Source organism: Roseateles sp., assembly GCF_039929605.1.
GTDB lineage: Bacteria > Pseudomonadota > Gammaproteobacteria > Burkholderiales > Burkholderiaceae_C > Pelomonas.
In genome coordinates, this window is record NZ_JBDSQX010000168.1 from 25,430 (window position 1) to 40,409 (window position 14,980).

Annotated in this window: 11 protein-coding genes; 3 read left to right on the forward strand and 8 right to left on the reverse strand. The window is 68.1% G+C overall.

Annotation, left to right across the window (positions count from 1 at the left end):
• Window position 1: 1 nt before the first annotated feature.
• The 3 genes from ABIS05_RS22780 to ABIS05_RS22790 form a co-directional block, all read right to left on the reverse strand.
• On the reverse strand, window positions 2-1,063 hold the full coding sequence (locus tag ABIS05_RS22780; RefSeq protein WP_348012088.1) for a hypothetical protein: 1,062 nt from the start codon (window positions 1,061-1,063) through the stop codon (window positions 2-4).
• 346 nt (window positions 1,064-1,409) lie between these two features.
• A complete protein-coding gene (locus tag ABIS05_RS22785) occupies window positions 1,410-2,240 on the reverse strand; it encodes a LytTR family DNA-binding domain-containing protein (RefSeq protein WP_348012089.1) in 831 nt (276 codons plus the stop codon).
• A complete protein-coding gene (locus tag ABIS05_RS22790) occupies window positions 2,237-3,340 on the reverse strand; it encodes a histidine kinase (protein ID WP_348012090.1) in 1,104 nt (367 codons plus the stop codon). Before ABIS05_RS22790 ends, ABIS05_RS22785 begins: the two co-directional genes overlap by 4 nt.
• Before the next feature lie 262 nt (window positions 3,341-3,602).
• Here ABIS05_RS22790 and argH point away from each other — a divergent pair, with 262 nt between their 5' ends.
• Window positions 3,603-5,000, forward strand: a complete 1,398-nt coding sequence (gene argH, locus ABIS05_RS22795) for an argininosuccinate lyase (RefSeq protein ID WP_348012091.1) — start codon at window positions 3,603-3,605, stop codon at window positions 4,998-5,000.
• Complete coding sequence (locus tag ABIS05_RS22800) at window positions 4,997-5,476, forward strand: hemerythrin domain-containing protein (protein WP_348012092.1); 480 nt, start codon at window positions 4,997-4,999, stop codon at window positions 5,474-5,476. Before argH ends, ABIS05_RS22800 begins: the two co-directional genes overlap by 4 nt.
• Here the strand turns inward: ABIS05_RS22800 and ABIS05_RS22805 are convergent.
• Both ABIS05_RS22805 and ABIS05_RS22810 read right to left on the reverse strand, forming a co-directional pair.
• Window positions 5,466-7,439, reverse strand: a complete 1,974-nt coding sequence (locus tag ABIS05_RS22805) for a M3 family metallopeptidase (protein WP_348012093.1) — start codon at window positions 7,437-7,439, stop codon at window positions 5,466-5,468. The two genes, ABIS05_RS22800 and ABIS05_RS22805, sit on opposite strands and share 11 nt — an antisense overlap.
• A gap of 47 nt (window positions 7,440-7,486) precedes the next feature.
• On the reverse strand, window positions 7,487-9,466 hold the full coding sequence (locus ABIS05_RS22810; protein ID WP_348012099.1) for a propionate--CoA ligase: 1,980 nt from the start codon (window positions 9,464-9,466) through the stop codon (window positions 7,487-7,489).
• A 286-nt stretch (window positions 9,467-9,752) separates the two neighbouring features.
• Between ABIS05_RS22810 and ABIS05_RS22815 the strand changes: the two genes are divergently transcribed.
• On the forward strand, window positions 9,753-10,487 hold the full coding sequence (locus tag ABIS05_RS22815; RefSeq protein ID WP_348012094.1) for a C40 family peptidase: 735 nt from the start codon (window positions 9,753-9,755) through the stop codon (window positions 10,485-10,487).
• Between the two features lie 111 nt (window positions 10,488-10,598).
• Here ABIS05_RS22815 and paaZ read toward each other — a convergent pair whose 3' ends face one another.
• Genes paaZ through ABIS05_RS22830 form a run of 3 tightly spaced genes read right to left on the reverse strand, consistent with a single transcriptional unit; the run spans window position 10,599 to window position 14,427 of the window.
• Complete coding sequence (gene paaZ, locus ABIS05_RS22820; RefSeq protein ID WP_348012095.1) at window positions 10,599-12,641, reverse strand: phenylacetic acid degradation bifunctional protein PaaZ; 2,043 nt, start codon at window positions 12,639-12,641, stop codon at window positions 10,599-10,601.
• Complete coding sequence (locus ABIS05_RS22825; protein ID WP_348012096.1) at window positions 12,638-13,792, reverse strand: ABC transporter substrate-binding protein; 1,155 nt, start codon at window positions 13,790-13,792, stop codon at window positions 12,638-12,640. The genes paaZ and ABIS05_RS22825 overlap by 4 nt, the downstream gene beginning before the upstream one ends.
• Window positions 13,789-14,427 carry a TetR/AcrR family transcriptional regulator gene (locus ABIS05_RS22830; protein ID WP_348012097.1) on the reverse strand — a complete coding sequence of 213 codons (639 nt, stop codon included), beginning with the start codon at window positions 14,425-14,427 and terminating at the stop codon, window positions 13,789-13,791. Before ABIS05_RS22830 ends, ABIS05_RS22825 begins: the two co-directional genes overlap by 4 nt.
• Window positions 14,428-14,980: the final 553 nt, after the last annotated feature.

Genomic DNA, 14,980 nt, shown 5'->3' on the forward strand with positions numbered 1-14,980 from the left:
CTCAGCCGGCCTTGGCAGGTGCCGACGCCGGCTGGGGCGCAGGCCGAGGGTCCAGCACGCTGCGCCCCTCCCGCTTGCGCCAGCGTGACGCCAGAGTGGCTTCGTCCACGCCGGCTTCGTCGATGCCATCGCGCATGCGGTCCCATTCGCTGCGGGCCAGGTGGTCCTTCAGCACCTGGCGCACCTCGGCCTGCCCGCCGCAGGCCAGTGCCGCCCCCTCGGGCTCGGATGCACTCGCAGCGCGTTCGGCAGCACCCCCGCGCCACTCGCTGACCGCTTCGAACTCCTGCGCCTGCGCTTCCCACGCTGCCCGCATCGCTGGCTGCGCTGCCACCAAATTTCGAGCGATGCCCAGACCGACGGCTCGATGCAATATGTTGTCCTGGCGCGCAAGCAGCTGCGCCACCGCCTGGCAGCGCGACGCCGTGCCGGTATCGGCCAGGCCACTGCGGCAGACATCCGTGAGCGGACCCACACTGAGCAAGGGCCAGCCGAACACCAGAGCGGACATCAGCTGAAGTTCCGCTTCGTTCTGCAGCCCCGGTATCTGCGTCTGCGGCAGGCTCGACAGCACGGCATGCAATTCGCGCTGATAGCTGCGCGCGTACTTTGCCTCCTGCGCCAGCCGGTCCAGCACATAGGCGGCTTGCGTTTGCCGCGCGCGGCTGGCAGGGTCCAACGCCAGCGCCAGCCAAGCCTGCAGATTGGCAGGTTCCAGGCGCGACCACTGCGAGGCTTCCACGTTCGCGCAGGCACCCGGCGCGCAAAGCTGTTGCAAGGCCAGAGCCGTCACCATCGGGTCGCTGGAGCTGCGAGCGCGGGCTTGAAGGCGCGCCCGGGCCACTGGCGCCGCCTCGCCGCCGCCGCCACCCTCAAGGTAGTCGGCCACCGCCAGAGACCGCTCGTCGCGACGCTGGCTCAGCGCCAAAATCCAACGGCGCCGCGCATCGGTCTTTGCTTCCTCAACCACCTGCCACCCTACCGACTCGCGCTCTTCACTTAACGCGGCTTCGACCTGCCGCCCATGCTCGGCCGCGCCGAAGCCGCACCAGTCGGCCTTCATGCGACGCGCGAGGTCGGCCCGCGCATCCGACGGCCCAGAGGCAGCCAACCGACCGGCTGCGGCGGCTGGCGCCGCGCCGGAGGCTAAGCGCTCGACACGCGTCGCAAGACCCGTCGCTGCGGGCCTAACCGACTCAGCAGCAGCTCGGGGGCCCGTCGCGCCGGTCGTCGTCCGCTGCAGAGCAAGCCAGGCTAGCAACGCGGCCAGCAATGCGACGAGCAAACCCAGCAAGATATGTCGGCGCTTCAACGTCATGGCGCCGCAGCATAGGCAATCGGCGGCACGCTTCCGGTCGTGCCGAGCCGGTTGGTGAATACGACCGGCCGTGGAGGCCTGCGCCGCGCCCTCACCGCCCCTGCCCCGCCAGCGCCTCCCGCACAGCCGCCACCTGCCGGCGCGACACGGCTAACCATTCGTCCACATGCACGATGCGCACGGCCCAGCCGTCGCCAACGTCGCCGTCGCCGCCGTCCAGCTCGCCGAAGTTCGTCACCGCGTGTCGCTCCAGCTCACGCACGGCCCAGCGGGCCACCAGCGCGTTGCGATGTACGCGCAAAAAGCGGTCGCCGTGGCGCTGCTCCAGGTCGGACAGCGCACCATCCAGCACATGGCTCTCGCTGGCCGTGCGCAGCGTCACGTACTTGAGTTCGGCCTTGAAATACAGCACCTCGGAGACCGGCACGCGCTTCAGGCGGCCACGGTCGGCGATGGTGACGAAGTCGGCGTCCGACACGGCGGGCTTGTCGCCGCTCGGCGCGGGCTGCTGCACCTGCACGGCGGCGCGCTCGTTCAGGCGCTGCACGGTGCGGGCCAGCGCGGCCTGCAGGCGTTCGCGGCGCACGGGCTTGGTGAGGTAGTCGATGGCGTCTAGCTCAAAGGCGCGCAGCGCGTGCATGGCGTGCGCCGTGACGAAGACGATCAGCGGCACGCCGTGGCCGGCGGCGCCGCGCTGGGCCAGGCCATCGGCGAACTGCAGGCCATCGATGCCGGGCATCTGCACGTCCAGCAGCACGAGGTCGCAGCCATGGTCGCGCAGCCAGGCAGCAGCCTGCGAGCCGGTGGCGGCCTCGGCGGCCACCTCGCAGCGCGGCTCGGTGATGGCTTCCACCAGGCTGCGCAGCCGCAGCCGCGCGAGGGGCTCGTCGTCGACGATGAGGATGCGCAGGGCAGGGGTCATAGCGGCAGCAGGATACGCAGGGCGAAACGAGTGTCGGTCGATTCCAGCTCGAAGCGCGCCGCAACGTCGTGCATGAGGTTGAGCCGCTGGCGCACATTGCGCAGCGCCAGGCCGTGGCCGCTGGTGCGGGAAGGCGCGCCGACGCTGTTGACGATGCGGATCTCGACCTCGGCGCCGCGCTTGACGGTCGTCACTTCCAAGTCGCCGCCCTCGTCGTTGGGCTCCACACCGTGGCGCACCGCGTTTTCTACCAGCGGTTGCAGCAGCAGCGGCGGCAGCTTGGCGTGGTCTGCGGCCGGGTCCAGGTGCCAAGTGACCCGCAGCCGCTCGCCGAAGCGGATCTGCTCGATGGCCAGGTAGCGCTTGGCCAGCTCCACCTCCTCGGCCAGCGTGACGGAGGCGCTGGAGCCGGCGAGCGCCACACGGAAGAGTTCGGCCAGGTCTTCCAGCACGCCTTCGGCGCGCGCCGGGTCGATCTGCACGAGGGCGATGGCGCTGTTCAGCGTGTTGAACAGGAAATGCGGCCGGATGCGCGACTGCAGCTCGACGAGCTGGGCCAGCGCGTCGGCCGGGCGCTGCGTGCGCTCGCGCTGCTTGAGCCAGGCGAGCAGCAGGGCGGCCCCGCTGGCGCCGGTGACGGCCACGCTGCCCCAGCGCCAGGGCGAGGCGGGCTCGTCGCTCGTCATGTTCAGCAGTGCGAAGCCGAGCGAGGCGGCAGCGGCGCCTAGGGTCATCAGCGCCAGCCACTGCGCGGGCTCCGGCAGGCGCGGCCACAGCCGCTTGGCGGCACAGACGACGAGCAGCCACGACAGCGCCGCGAACATCGTCACGACCGTGCCGTTGGCCGCCAGCGTCAGCCACTGCGCGGCATCGCGCGCGACCAGCGCCGTGCCCAGGGCCAGCAGCAGTTGCACGCCCAGCACCGCGCGCAGCACGAGGCCGACGTGGCAGACATCGAAGGCGCGGGTCGGGTCCAGCAGCGGGGCGGCGTTGAGCTGGGGCGGCTGCGTCGACGCGAAACCCAGCCACTGGCTGACCTCCAGGGAGTCCTGCCAGGCGCCCTGGCGCGGCGGGGACTTGCGGCGCTTGAAGAAAGGCATGTCAACGATCCATTCTCAATCGAGACAGCATCGAGGCAGGGGGTCAGGCCCGACGTGCGGCAAGAGAACACAGCCACAGAGGCACGGAGAGACCTTCATCCCGCTGCCTCTGTGCCTCTGTGCCTCTGTGGCTTTGTTTGGAATTCATTTCAGTGGCGCCGGCAATGCTGCTGCCCCGCGACCCCGGGGCCAGCTTCGTGTGTACCGTTCGATAATCCTGAGCTGCGCGCGATTGTGCGCGCGCCAAAACGTCGTTCGCTCCATGTCAGACAACCAACTCGCCAACAAGTCCCAAGCCTGGTCCGCCCTGTTCTCCGAGCCCATGAGCGATCTGGTCAAGCGCTACACGGCCAGCGTCGGTTTCGACCAGCGCCTGTGGCGCGCCGACATTGCCGGCAGCCTGGCGCACGCAGAAATGCTGGCGGCGCAGGGCATCCTGGGCGCCGAAGATCACGCCGCCATCCAGCGCGGCCTGAACGAGATCGCCACCGAGATCGAAGCCGGTCAGTTCGAGTGGAAGCTGGACCTGGAGGACGTGCACCTCAACATCGAGGCGCGGCTGACAGAGCGCGTCGGCATCGCCGGCAAACGCCTGCACACGGGTCGCAGTCGCAACGATCAGGTGGCCACCGACGTTCGCTTGTGGCTGCGCGGCGAGATCGACGAGATCACCGGCCTGCTGCGCGCATTGCAGACCGTGATGGTCGAGAAGGCCAGCGAGCATGCCGACGTCATCCTGCCCGGCTTCACCCACCTGCAGGTGGCCCAGCCGGTCAGCTTCGGCCACCACTTGCTGGCCTATGTGGAGATGTTCGCGCGTGACGCCGAACGCATGGGGGACACCCGCAAGCGCGTCAACCGCCTGCCGCTGGGCGCCGCAGCGCTGGCCGGCACCAGCTACCCGCTAGACCGCGAGCGCGTGGCCGCCACGTTGGGCATGGAAGGTGTGTGCCAGAACAGCTTGGACGCGGTGAGCGACCGCGACTTCGCCATCGAGTTCAGCTCGGCCGCCACGCTGCTGATGCTGCACATCTCGCGGCTGTCCGAGGAGCTGATCCTGTGGATGAGCCAGAACTTCGGCTTCATCGCGCTGCCCGATGCCTTCTGCACCGGCTCGTCGATCATGCCGCAGAAGAAGAACCCCGACGTGCCCGAGCTGGCACGCGGCAAGACGGGCCGCGTCGTCGGCCACCTCGTCGGCCTGGTGACGCTGATGAAGGGCCAGCCGCTGGCCTACAACAAGGACAATCAGGAAGACAAGGAACCCTTGTTCGACACGGTCGACACCTTGAAGGACACGCTGCGCATCTTTGCCGACATGCTGGCCGGCCTGACGCCCAAGCCCGAGGCCATGCGCGCCGCCGCGCTGAAGGGCCATGCCACCGCGACCGATCTGGCCGACTATCTCGTCAAGAAGGGCGCGGCCTTCCGCGACGCGCATGAGGTCGTGGCGCATGCGGTGAAGGCCGCGACGGCCAAGGGCGTAGATCTGGCGGCGCTGTCGCTGGAGGAGCTGAAGACGTTCGATGCCCGCGTGGAGGCGGATGTGTTCGACGTGCTGTCGCTGGAAGGCTCGCTGAACGCGCGCAACGTGCTGGGCGGCACGGCGCCAGCGCAGGTGCGCACGCAGATCGCACGCCACCGCGCTCGCCTGGCATGACCACGCTCGCCTGGACCGACAAGCTGGTGTTGAACCAGCCCACGCTGGACACCACGCACGAAGAGTTCGTTAGCCTGCTGAACAGTTTTGGCGCTGCGCTGGACGCGGGCATCGACGCCCTGCAGGCCTACCACGCGCTGCTGGCCCACACCGAGGCCCACTTCGCGATGGAGGAGGACTGGATGGCGCGCTGTGGCTTCGAGCCGCAGAACTGCCACAGCAGCCAACACGCCATGGTCTTGAACGTGATGCGCGAGGCGCTGCGCTACGCGACCCAGCTCAACGACCGCGAGCCGTTGAACATCCTGCGCACCGAGCTGGCGGGCTGGTTCCCGCAGCACGCCGAGATGATGGACGCGGCGCTCGTGTTCACGATGGAGCAGCGCGGCTTTGACCCGGTGACGGGGAAGTGCCGGGAGCCGGTGGCCGAGACCGACGGCCACGACTGCGGCTCAGGCAGTTGCGCTACTTCTTGAGGTAGTCGAAGAAGGCTTCCGAGTTGCTGTCGCGACCCAGGAAGTCCTTCACCAGCTCCGGCGCCGGCTTCTGCGCGCCCTGCCCCAGCACCAGGTCGCGATAACGCTTGCCGACCTCCGGGCTGAGCTTGTCGGCCGCAAACGCCGTGCGCAGGTCCATGGCGACGACGAGACTCCACAGGTAGCCGTAGTAGCCCGCGCCGTAGCCGCCAGCGATGTGCGCAAAGCCGGCGGGGAACATCGTGCCGGGCACATAGCCCAGCGGCGTGGCGCCTTCCATCTTGGCCCACAGCGGCAGCGGCTCGGGTTTGGCTTGCTGGTGCAGCGTCAGGTCATAGCTGGCGTACAGGTGCTGGCGCCCGAACAGCCCGCCTTTGCCGTAGTGCTTGGCGGCGAGGGCCTGGTCGACCATCGCGTCCGGCACCGGCTTGCAGGTCGGGCAGACCTCCTGCATGAGCTTGAGCACGTGCTTGTCGTAAACCCAGTCCTCCAGCATCTGCGACGGCGCCTCGACGAAATCGTGCATGACCGTCGTGCCCGACGTGGCCGCGTAGCGGGTCTTGGACAGGCTGACGTGCACCGCGTGGCCCAGCTCGTGCAGCAGCGTCTCCACCTCGTCCAGCGTCAGCCCGTTGCGGTCGAAGTTGACGACCAGGGCCGCGACCGGCGTGCGGGCGATGCGCGTGGCGCTGCCTCGCAGCGGCCACACGGCCGCGTGGTTGTACTTGCCGTCGCGCGGGTAGAGGTCGACGTACATCTGGGCGATGGGTTTGCCGCTCACGACGTCGCTGACGACATAGGTCTGCGCCTCCTCATGCCAGAGCTTGTTGTCGACGCGCTGGTACTTCACGCCCATCAGCTTCTCGATGACGTGCATGGCGAACTCCAGGCTGGCCTGGGGCGGAAAGTACGGGCGGAAGGCGTTCTGGTCGACGCTGAACTTCTCACGCTTGACGCGCTCGCTGTAGAAGGTCGCATCCCAACGCTCGACCTGGGTCTGATCGACGGCGGTGCCCAGGTGCTGGGTCTTGGCGGCGCGCAGCTCCTGCAGTTCGACCTTCTCGCGCGCATTGACAGCGCCGGTCACGGCGTCGAGAAAGCGCGTCGCCGTCGCGCCGTCCTTGGCCATCTGGCGGCGCAAGTTGAAGTCGACGTAATTGCCGTAGCCGAACAGCTTGGCGTACTCGCCGCGCAGCGTGACGATCCGGGCCAGCAGGTCGAGGTTGGGCTGGCCGCCCTCGTTGGTCTTGGCCAGCCACATGCGCTGGCGCGCCTCGCCGCTTTCGGCCGTGCGCATAACGGGCACGTAGCTCGGGTAATCCACGCCGAGCAGGATGCGGCCCTGGTCGTCGCGCTTGGCCTTTTCCCACACGCTGGCCGGCACGCCCTTGAGTTCGGCCTCGGTGAAAGCGACACGGGTGCCCGCGTCGCGCAGGTTCTTGCTGAACTGCTGATCCAGTTCGGTCAGCTTGTCCAGGATCTGCTTGGCGCGCTCGCGCTTGGCTTTGGGCAGCGCCACGCCGCTGTCCTCGAACTGGCCCGAGGCCAGGCGCACCAACTCGGCATCGATGCCGTCGGCCTTTGGTGCCTTCTGCAAGGCGCGGTAGACCTTCTCGTTCTGGCCGAGGCTGGAGCCGAAGTCGGCCCAGCGCAGGGAGCAGGCCTGGGCGGCGTCGCGGATGGTCTTGTCGGGGTGAACGTTGAGGATGAAGTCGTTGGGGCTCTGATGGTCTTCGAGGTAGACCGTCAGGTCGTCGTAGCCGGCCAGCCAGCCGGCGTCGACCTTGCGCTTCTCCAGCGCCTGCACGCGCTGCGTGGCGCCCTTGAGGCCGCTGTCGCAGCGGGTTTGCACATCGGCGGCCGAGGCGTAGGTCGGGAAGTTCGGGGCGGGCAGTTTGGGCTGCGCCTGGGCGGCGGCTGCGGTCAGCAGCAGCGCGGCCAGGGTGATCAGGGCGGGTTTCATCGGGCTCTCCTTGTGGGAAGGCCGCGATTCTGGCGTGGCCGCAGCCCTCAGCCGTTTGGCATGCCCAACAGGGCCTTGACTTGGGCCAGCGCGCCGGGGTCGTCCAGCGTCGTCAAATCGCCCGGGTCGCGCCCTTCGGCCACAGCCTGCAGCGCGCGGCGCAGCAGCTTGCCGGAGCGGGTCTTGGGCAACAGAGTCACGAAGTGCACGCGCGCCGGCCGTGCAACGGCGCCCAGCTTCGAGTCCACATGCTTCATGACCGCGCCCTCCAGCGCGGGCGAGGCCTGGCCCGGATCGCGCAGCACGATGAAGGCGATGGCGACCTGACCCTTCAACTGATCGGCGACGCCCACGACCGCCACCTCGGCCACCGCCGCGTGCCCCGAGATGCACTCCTCGATCTCGCGCGTGCCCAGGCGGTGGCCGGCCACGTTGATGACGTCGTCCGTGCGACCGAGGATGAAGGTGTAGCCGTCGGCGTCGCGCGCGGCCCAGTCAAAGGTCGAATACACCTCGTGGCCGGGCACACTTTGCCAGTAGGTGCGGACGAAGCGCGCGTCGTCGCCCCACACCGTCTGCAATGCGCCGGGCGGCAGCGGGTGCTTGATGACCAGCACGCCCTTCTGGTTCGGCTCGGTGAGTTCCTTGCCGGTGTTCTCGTCGAGCAGCTTCACGTCGTAGCCATACATCGGCACGCCCGGCGAACCCAGGCGGGTCGGCACGGCCTCGACACCCGGGATGTGGTGTGCCACCGTCAGCAGCGGCCAGCCGGTCTCGGTCTGCCAGTAGTTGTCGATGATGGGCACGTTCAAACCGTCGGCAATCCAGCTTGCGGTGGGCTCGTCCAGCGGCTCGCCGGCGAGGAAGAGCGCGCGCAGCGACGACAGGTCGTGCCGCGTCAGGAGCGCGGCGTCATGCTTCTTCAGCACGCGCACGGCGGTCGGTGCGCTGAACATGACGGTCACGCGGTACTTCTCGACCAGGCTCCACAGCACCGCAGCGTCGGGGTGGACCGGCGTGCCCTCGAACATCAGCGTCGCCATGCCCGCGATCAGCGGCCCGTAGACGATGTAGCTGTGGCCGACGACCCAGCCGATGTCGCTGGTGGAGAAGTAGGTCTCGCCCGGCTTGCCGCCGAAGATCCAGTCCATGCTCGTGGCCAGCGCCACCGCGTAACCGCCCACGTCGCGCTGCACGCCTTTCGGCGTTCCCGTCGTGCCGCTGGTGTAGAGCGTGTAACTGATGCTGTTGGACTCCAGCCAGACGCAGGGCACGCGGGCGCCGTCGTGCTGACGGCGCAATTCAGCGTAGTCCAGGTCACGGCCGGCCACGCGCTCGAAGGGCACGAGGCCACGGTCCACCATCAGCACGGCCGCCGGCTTGTGGGTGGACAGCGCGATGGCTTCGTCCAGCAGCGGCTTGTAGGCAATGCGCTTGCCGGCGCGGCTGCCGGCGTCGGCGCTGACGATGAGCTTCGGCGTCGCGTCGTCGATACGGCTGGCCAGGCTGCTGGAGGCGAAACCGCCGAACACGACCGAGTGGATGGCGCCGATGCGCGCGCAGGCCAGCATCGCGAACGCCGCCTCCGGAATCATCGGCAGGTAGATCAGCACGCGGTCGCCCTGCCCCACGCCCTCGGCGAGCAAGATCGCGGCCATCGCCTCGACCTCGGCCTGCTGTTCGGCAAAGCTGTAGACGCGCTCCTGAAACGGCGCTCGGCCGCCCCGAGCCGCCTCGCCCCCCTCGGGGGGAGGCCGGGTAGCCGACCCGGCCCGGGGGCTCACATCCACCACCTCGGTCGACACCCAGATCAGCGCCCGGTCCCCAGGCCGTGCTGCGGCGTGGCGGTCCACCGCGTTGTGGCAGAGGTTGGTCGTGCCGCCGACGAACCAGCGCGCGAACGGCGGGTTGCTGGCATCGCAGATCTGCTGCGGCGGCGTTTGCCAGTCGATGCGCCGGGCCTGTTCGGCCCAGAAGGCGTCGCGATCGGTCAGCGAGCGTTGGTGGAAGTCGGCATAGGTCTGCATCATGCGGGCGAGTGTGGGCCGCAGGCACTGACGGCAATCTGACCCAGGTCAAATGCAGCGGCATCGTCCTACGCCGGCATGGGCGCCGGTCTCACGAGCGCTTTGCGTGAAATGTTTCAGGGTTTTTACCCGGTCAACGCCCTGGGCAGCCGGGGTTTGCCCTCAGAATCGCCGGTTTTCCGCCAGCTTTGATTGACGGTGCGAGGGTCCCCTCCTACCCTCCGCGCCGCTGTCCCAACTCTGCTACTCGCGACCGCTTTGCGGCCCGCCCCGGTTTCTGTCTCTAATGCCCCTGGCTTTCCCCACCGCCCTGCTGAATCGCATCGCTGCCGCCGGCCTCCTGGTCATCGGTTGCGCGGCGCATGCGCAAGGCATGGCCCAGGCCGCGACAACCGCATTGGCGACACCGCCCCCGGGCACGATGACGGGCGCCTATGGTCAGAGCCTGCAACAGCAGGCCGCCCTGGACAAGGCCACGCCCGTGGCAGCCAAGCCGGCACAGTCAACTACTGCCGGTGACGCCGTCAGCCGCTTCCTCAGCGAGCGCGGCCTGACGCTGCAGGTTGGTGAAGTAAGCGGGTCATCCCGCCTGCTGGCCAGCGTGCGTGACACCGCGTCGGACCTCGTGCTGTCGGCCATGAACTTCCTTGGCGTGCGCTACACGCGCGGCGGCAACTCGGTCGAGAACGGCTTCGACTGCAGCGGCTTCACGCGCCACATCTTCGAGATGAGCGTGGGCCTCGTGCTGCCGCGCCGTGCCGACGAGCAGGCCAAGGACAACAGCCTGATGTCCATCCGCCGTGATGAACTCAAGCCGGGCGATCTCGTGTTCTTCAACACGATGAAGCGCACCTTCAGCCACGTGGGCATCTACGTCGGCGAAGGCAAGTTCATCCATGCCCCGCGCGCCGGCAGCGCCGTGCGCGTGGAGGACATGCGTGACTCCTACTGGGCCAAGCGCTTCACGGGCGGTCGCCGCGCCGACCTAAAGGCTGCGGCCGAACTGCCTGCGGTTCGTTGAAGCGGGGCGCGAGCCACGCGCCTCATCCAGCAGCACCCGTGGAACTGGCTCAGCCAAGCCACTGGGTGCGCCCCTTGAGGGGGAGGCGCGCGGCGCCTCGGGGGTGGGCGATCACCCCGCCACACGCTTGGCTACCAGCGTCAGGATCTCGTAGCTCGCGCACAGCTCATCGCGCTGATTGGTCACCGCCACGTCCCAGCCGATGACACCCTGCGCAGGCTGGTCGTCACGCGGCGGGCGGTCGATCTTGCGCTTGGCAGTCAGGCGCGCCTGGATGGTGTCGCCAATCGCCACGGGGGTGATGAAGCGCAGGTTCTCCAGCCCGTAGTTGGCCAGAACCGGGCCAGGAGCCGGGCTGACGAACAGACCCGCCGCCGCAGACAACACGAAGTAGCCGTGGGCGATGCGCTTGCCGAACGGTGATTCCTTGGCCGCGACTTCGTCGAAGTGCATGTAGAAGTAGTCGCCCGACAGGCCGCCAAAGGCGACGATGTCGGCTTCGCCGACCGTGCGGCGGTGCGTCAGCAGGCTCATGCCGACCTCGACGTCCTCGAAGTAGCGGCGGAAGGGGTGGATATCGCTCTCGGTCACTGCCCCACCGCGTTGGTACTCGCCGGTGATGGCCGAGATCATCGTCGGCGAGCCCTGTACGGCGCAGCGCTGCAGATAGTGTTTGACGGCGCGCAGGCCGCCCAGTTCCTCGCCCCCGCCCGCGCGGCCGGGGCCGCCGTGCTTGAGCTTGGGCAGCGGCGAGCCGTGGCCGGTGTTTTCCAGCGCGGCCTCGCGGTCCAGCACCAGCATGCGGCCGTGCCAGGCGGCAAAGGTCGGCACGGCTTGCGCGGCGAGTGCCGGTGTCTTGGTGCATATGGTGCCGACGAGGCTGCCACGGCCGAGCGTGGCCAGGTGCAGTGCCTCTTCGAAGTCGCCGTAAGGCAGCAACGTCGTCACGGGGCCGAAGGCTTCGAGGTGGTGGGCGTCGCTGGTAGCCGAGTCGCGAGCCAGCAGCAGCGTCGGCGCGAAGAAGGAGCCCTCGCTGACGCCCTCGCCCTTCGGCGCAAAGCCGTCGCGCTCGGACAGCAACAGCTCGCAATTCTTCGCCAGTTGGGCCACGCGCTCGGCCACGTCGGCCTGCTGCGCCTTGCTGGACAGCGCGCCCATGCGCACGCCTTCCACCGCAGGGTCGCCGACGACCATCTTGGACAGCCGCGCCTTCAACGCCGCAGCGGCGGCATCGACACGGTTGGCGGGCACGATGGCGCGACGAATGGCCGTGCATTTCTGTCCCGCCTTGGCCGTCATCTCGCGCGCGACCTCCTTGATGAAGAGGTCGAACTCGGGGTCATCCGGCGTCACGTCGGGCGCGAGGATGGCGCAGTTCAGGCTGTCGGCCTCGGCGTTGAAGGGGATGCTCTTCTTCAGCAGATTCGGGTGGGCCTTGAGCATCAGCGCCGTGTCGGCGCTGCCCGTGAAGGTGACGACATCCGACTCATCCAGGCGCTCGAACAGGTCGCCCGTGCCGCCGATGATGAGTTGCAGCGCGCCGGCCGGCACGAGGCCCGAATCGACGATGACGCGCACGCAGGCCTCGGCGACATAACTGGTTGCCGTGGCGGGCTTCACCAGGCAAGGCATGCCGGCCAAAAAGCTCGGCGCGAACTTCTCCAACATGCCCCACATCGGGAAATTGAAGGCATTGATGTGCAGCGCCACGCCACGTTTGGGCACCAGCACATGGCTGCCGATGAAGTGGTTGTTAGGGCCGAGCCGCATCGGCGGGCCCTCATGCAAGACATTGCTGCTCGGCAGGTCCTTGCCGCCGATGGAGGCGTACGCGAACAGCGTGCCGATACCGCCTTCGATGTCGATCCAGGAGTCGCTGCGCGTCGCGCCCGTGTGGGCACTGATCGCGTACAGCTCCTCCTTGCGCTCCATCAGGTAGGCGGCGAGAGCCTTGAGCACCCGGGCACGGTCCTGGAAGTGCGTGCGCAGCAGGCCAGGCAGGGCCGTGCCGCGCGCGAAGGCCATGGCCTCGGCGAAGTCCAGTCCTTCCTCGTGCGTATGCGCGACGACGCGACCGTTGATCGCGCTCGCCAGCGGCTTGGCGGCGCGCTCGCCGACCCAGCGACCGCCGATATAGCTTTGAAGCGTGCTCACTTCAGCAGCACCCACTTGCCATCCTTGATCTGCACCATCACGCGGGCGCGCTGGTCCAGGCCCAGGTGGTCGCCAGCCGTCATGTTGAACACGCCATGCGCGCCCGCCACGTTCTTCACGTTTTCCAGCGCATCGCGCAGCGCCGCGCGGAAAGCGGGTGTGCCCGGCTGCGCCTTCTTCAGCGCCTCGGGCACGGCAGCCGCAAGCAGCAGACCGGCGTCCCAGGCATGGCCGCCGAAGGTGGATACGCTGCCCTTGCCATGCGCGGCTTCATACCTTGCGATGTAGGCCTCGGCGCTCTTCTTCACCGGATGGTCGGCCGGCAATTGCGCTGCCACCAACACGGGGCCGGCCGGCAGCAGCGTGCCTTCCACGTCCTTGCCGCCCACGCGCAGGAAGTCGTTGTTGGCAATGCCGTGGGTCTGGTAGATCTTGCCGGCGTAGCCGCGCTCTTTGAGCGCCTTCTGCGGCAGCGCGGCGGGCGTGCCCGAACCGGCAATGAGAATGGCGTCGGGCTTGGCAGCCACGAGCTTGAGCACCTGGCCGGTGACGGACGTGTCAGTGCGGTTGTAGCGTTCGCTCGCGACGACGTTGAGGTGCTTGGTCGCGGCGATCTTGCTGAACTCGCCCCACCAGCCCTCGCCGTAGGCGTCGGCAAAGCCGATGAAGCCGGCCGTCTTGATGCCGTTGTCCACCATGTGCGTGACGATGGCCAGGGCCATCATGATGTCGTTCTGCGGCGTCTTGAAGACCCAGCGCTTCTTGGCGTCGACGGGCTCGACGATGCGGGCCGACGCAGCCATGGAGATCATCGGCGTGCCGGACTCCGCCACCGCATCGATCATCGCCAGCGAGTTGGGCGTGACCGTGGAGCCGATGACGATGTCCACCTTGTTCTCGGTGATGAACTTGCGCGTGTTGGCCACGGCGGTGGTCGTGTCGGAGGCGTCGTCCAGCACGATGTAGTTGACCTTCTGGCCACCGAGGGTGGTGGGCATCAGCGCGACGGTGTTCTTCTCCGGGATGCCGAGCGAGGCTGCCGGACCGGTGGCCGATAGCGTGACACCAACGTTGATGTCGGCAGAGGCCGGCAAAGCCGCCAGGCTCAGCGTGGCCGCCAGGGCCAGGGCGAGTTGCTTGAATTGCTTCATGGGGTCGTCTCCTCGTGGTTATGGAATGGGGCGGATGGGCGGGTTTGCACCGCACCGAGCCCGCCAAAGAACAGATCGCTGACCAGACTCGCAAGCGCCTCGTGCGTGAGTTCGCCGTCGGGCCGCAGCCAGGTGAAGGTCCAGTTGATCATGCCAAAAAGAAGCATGGTCAGCGGCTTGTGCAGCTTGGCGTCGCGCAGTTCGGGGCGCACGAGGCTGACGGCCGTGGCGAACTCGTTGACGACGCGGCGCTCCACGTCGAGCAACCGCTCGCGCTCGGCGTCGGCCAGGAACTTGATCTCGCTGGTGAGCACCCGGTGTTGAGGCTGCGCGTTGGCGTAGGCGCGGGTGAAGCGCTCGATGAGCGTGCGCAGGTATTGGTCGGGCGGGAGGTCTTGAGCCTTGACCTCGTTCACCAGCGCCAGCAGCGCGTGGACGTGGCTGTCGCAGATCTGCGCGAGCAGGGCCTGCTTGTCCTGGAAGTAGTGATACAGCGTTGGCTTGGCGACGCCGCAGGCCTCGGCGACCTGGTTCATCGACGTGGCACTGAAGCCTTGCTCCGCGAAGAGGCGGGCGGCGGCGGCGAGGATGTCGGCGCGTTGGGCGTCGAAGGTGGGGGCGCGTTTGCGGGGCATGGTTGGTGCTTCGGAGCGACGCGTTAACGGCCAGGCTCATGCCGGGATTTCGCCCCGGCGGGCGACCTACTTTCTTGTGCGCACAAGAAAGTAGGCAAAGAAAGCGCCCCCGATCCGCCCGCCCTTCGCTGCGCTTCGGGTTCCCTGCGGTACTCAGGGCTCGAGGCCCCGCGCAAAACTCCCTTCGCTACGCTGCGGTCAAACAGTTGCGCGGAGTCAGTTCTCGAAGTGCGCTGCGCGCACGGCCTCAAGCCCTTCCGTTCCTCGGCGGGCTCAGAGGGGGGAATAGAAATACCTCGTGGCGAACGGTTTCCGGGTTTGGCTGTTGGCTGTTCCGGAGCCTCCCCTTCTAAACCGCCGAGAAGCGCAGAAGCCCGGGGCGCGCGCGCAGCGCGCTTCGTCAACTGACTTCGCGCCCCTTTGTCTGAACGCAGCGTAGCGAAGTGAGTTGGGCGCGGCCCCGGGTTTCGAGCATCGCAGGGAACCCCGACAGGGGCGGTTTCGCAGGGGAGAGCCTTTTGCCTACTTTTGGGCGGCGCCAAAAGTAGGTCGC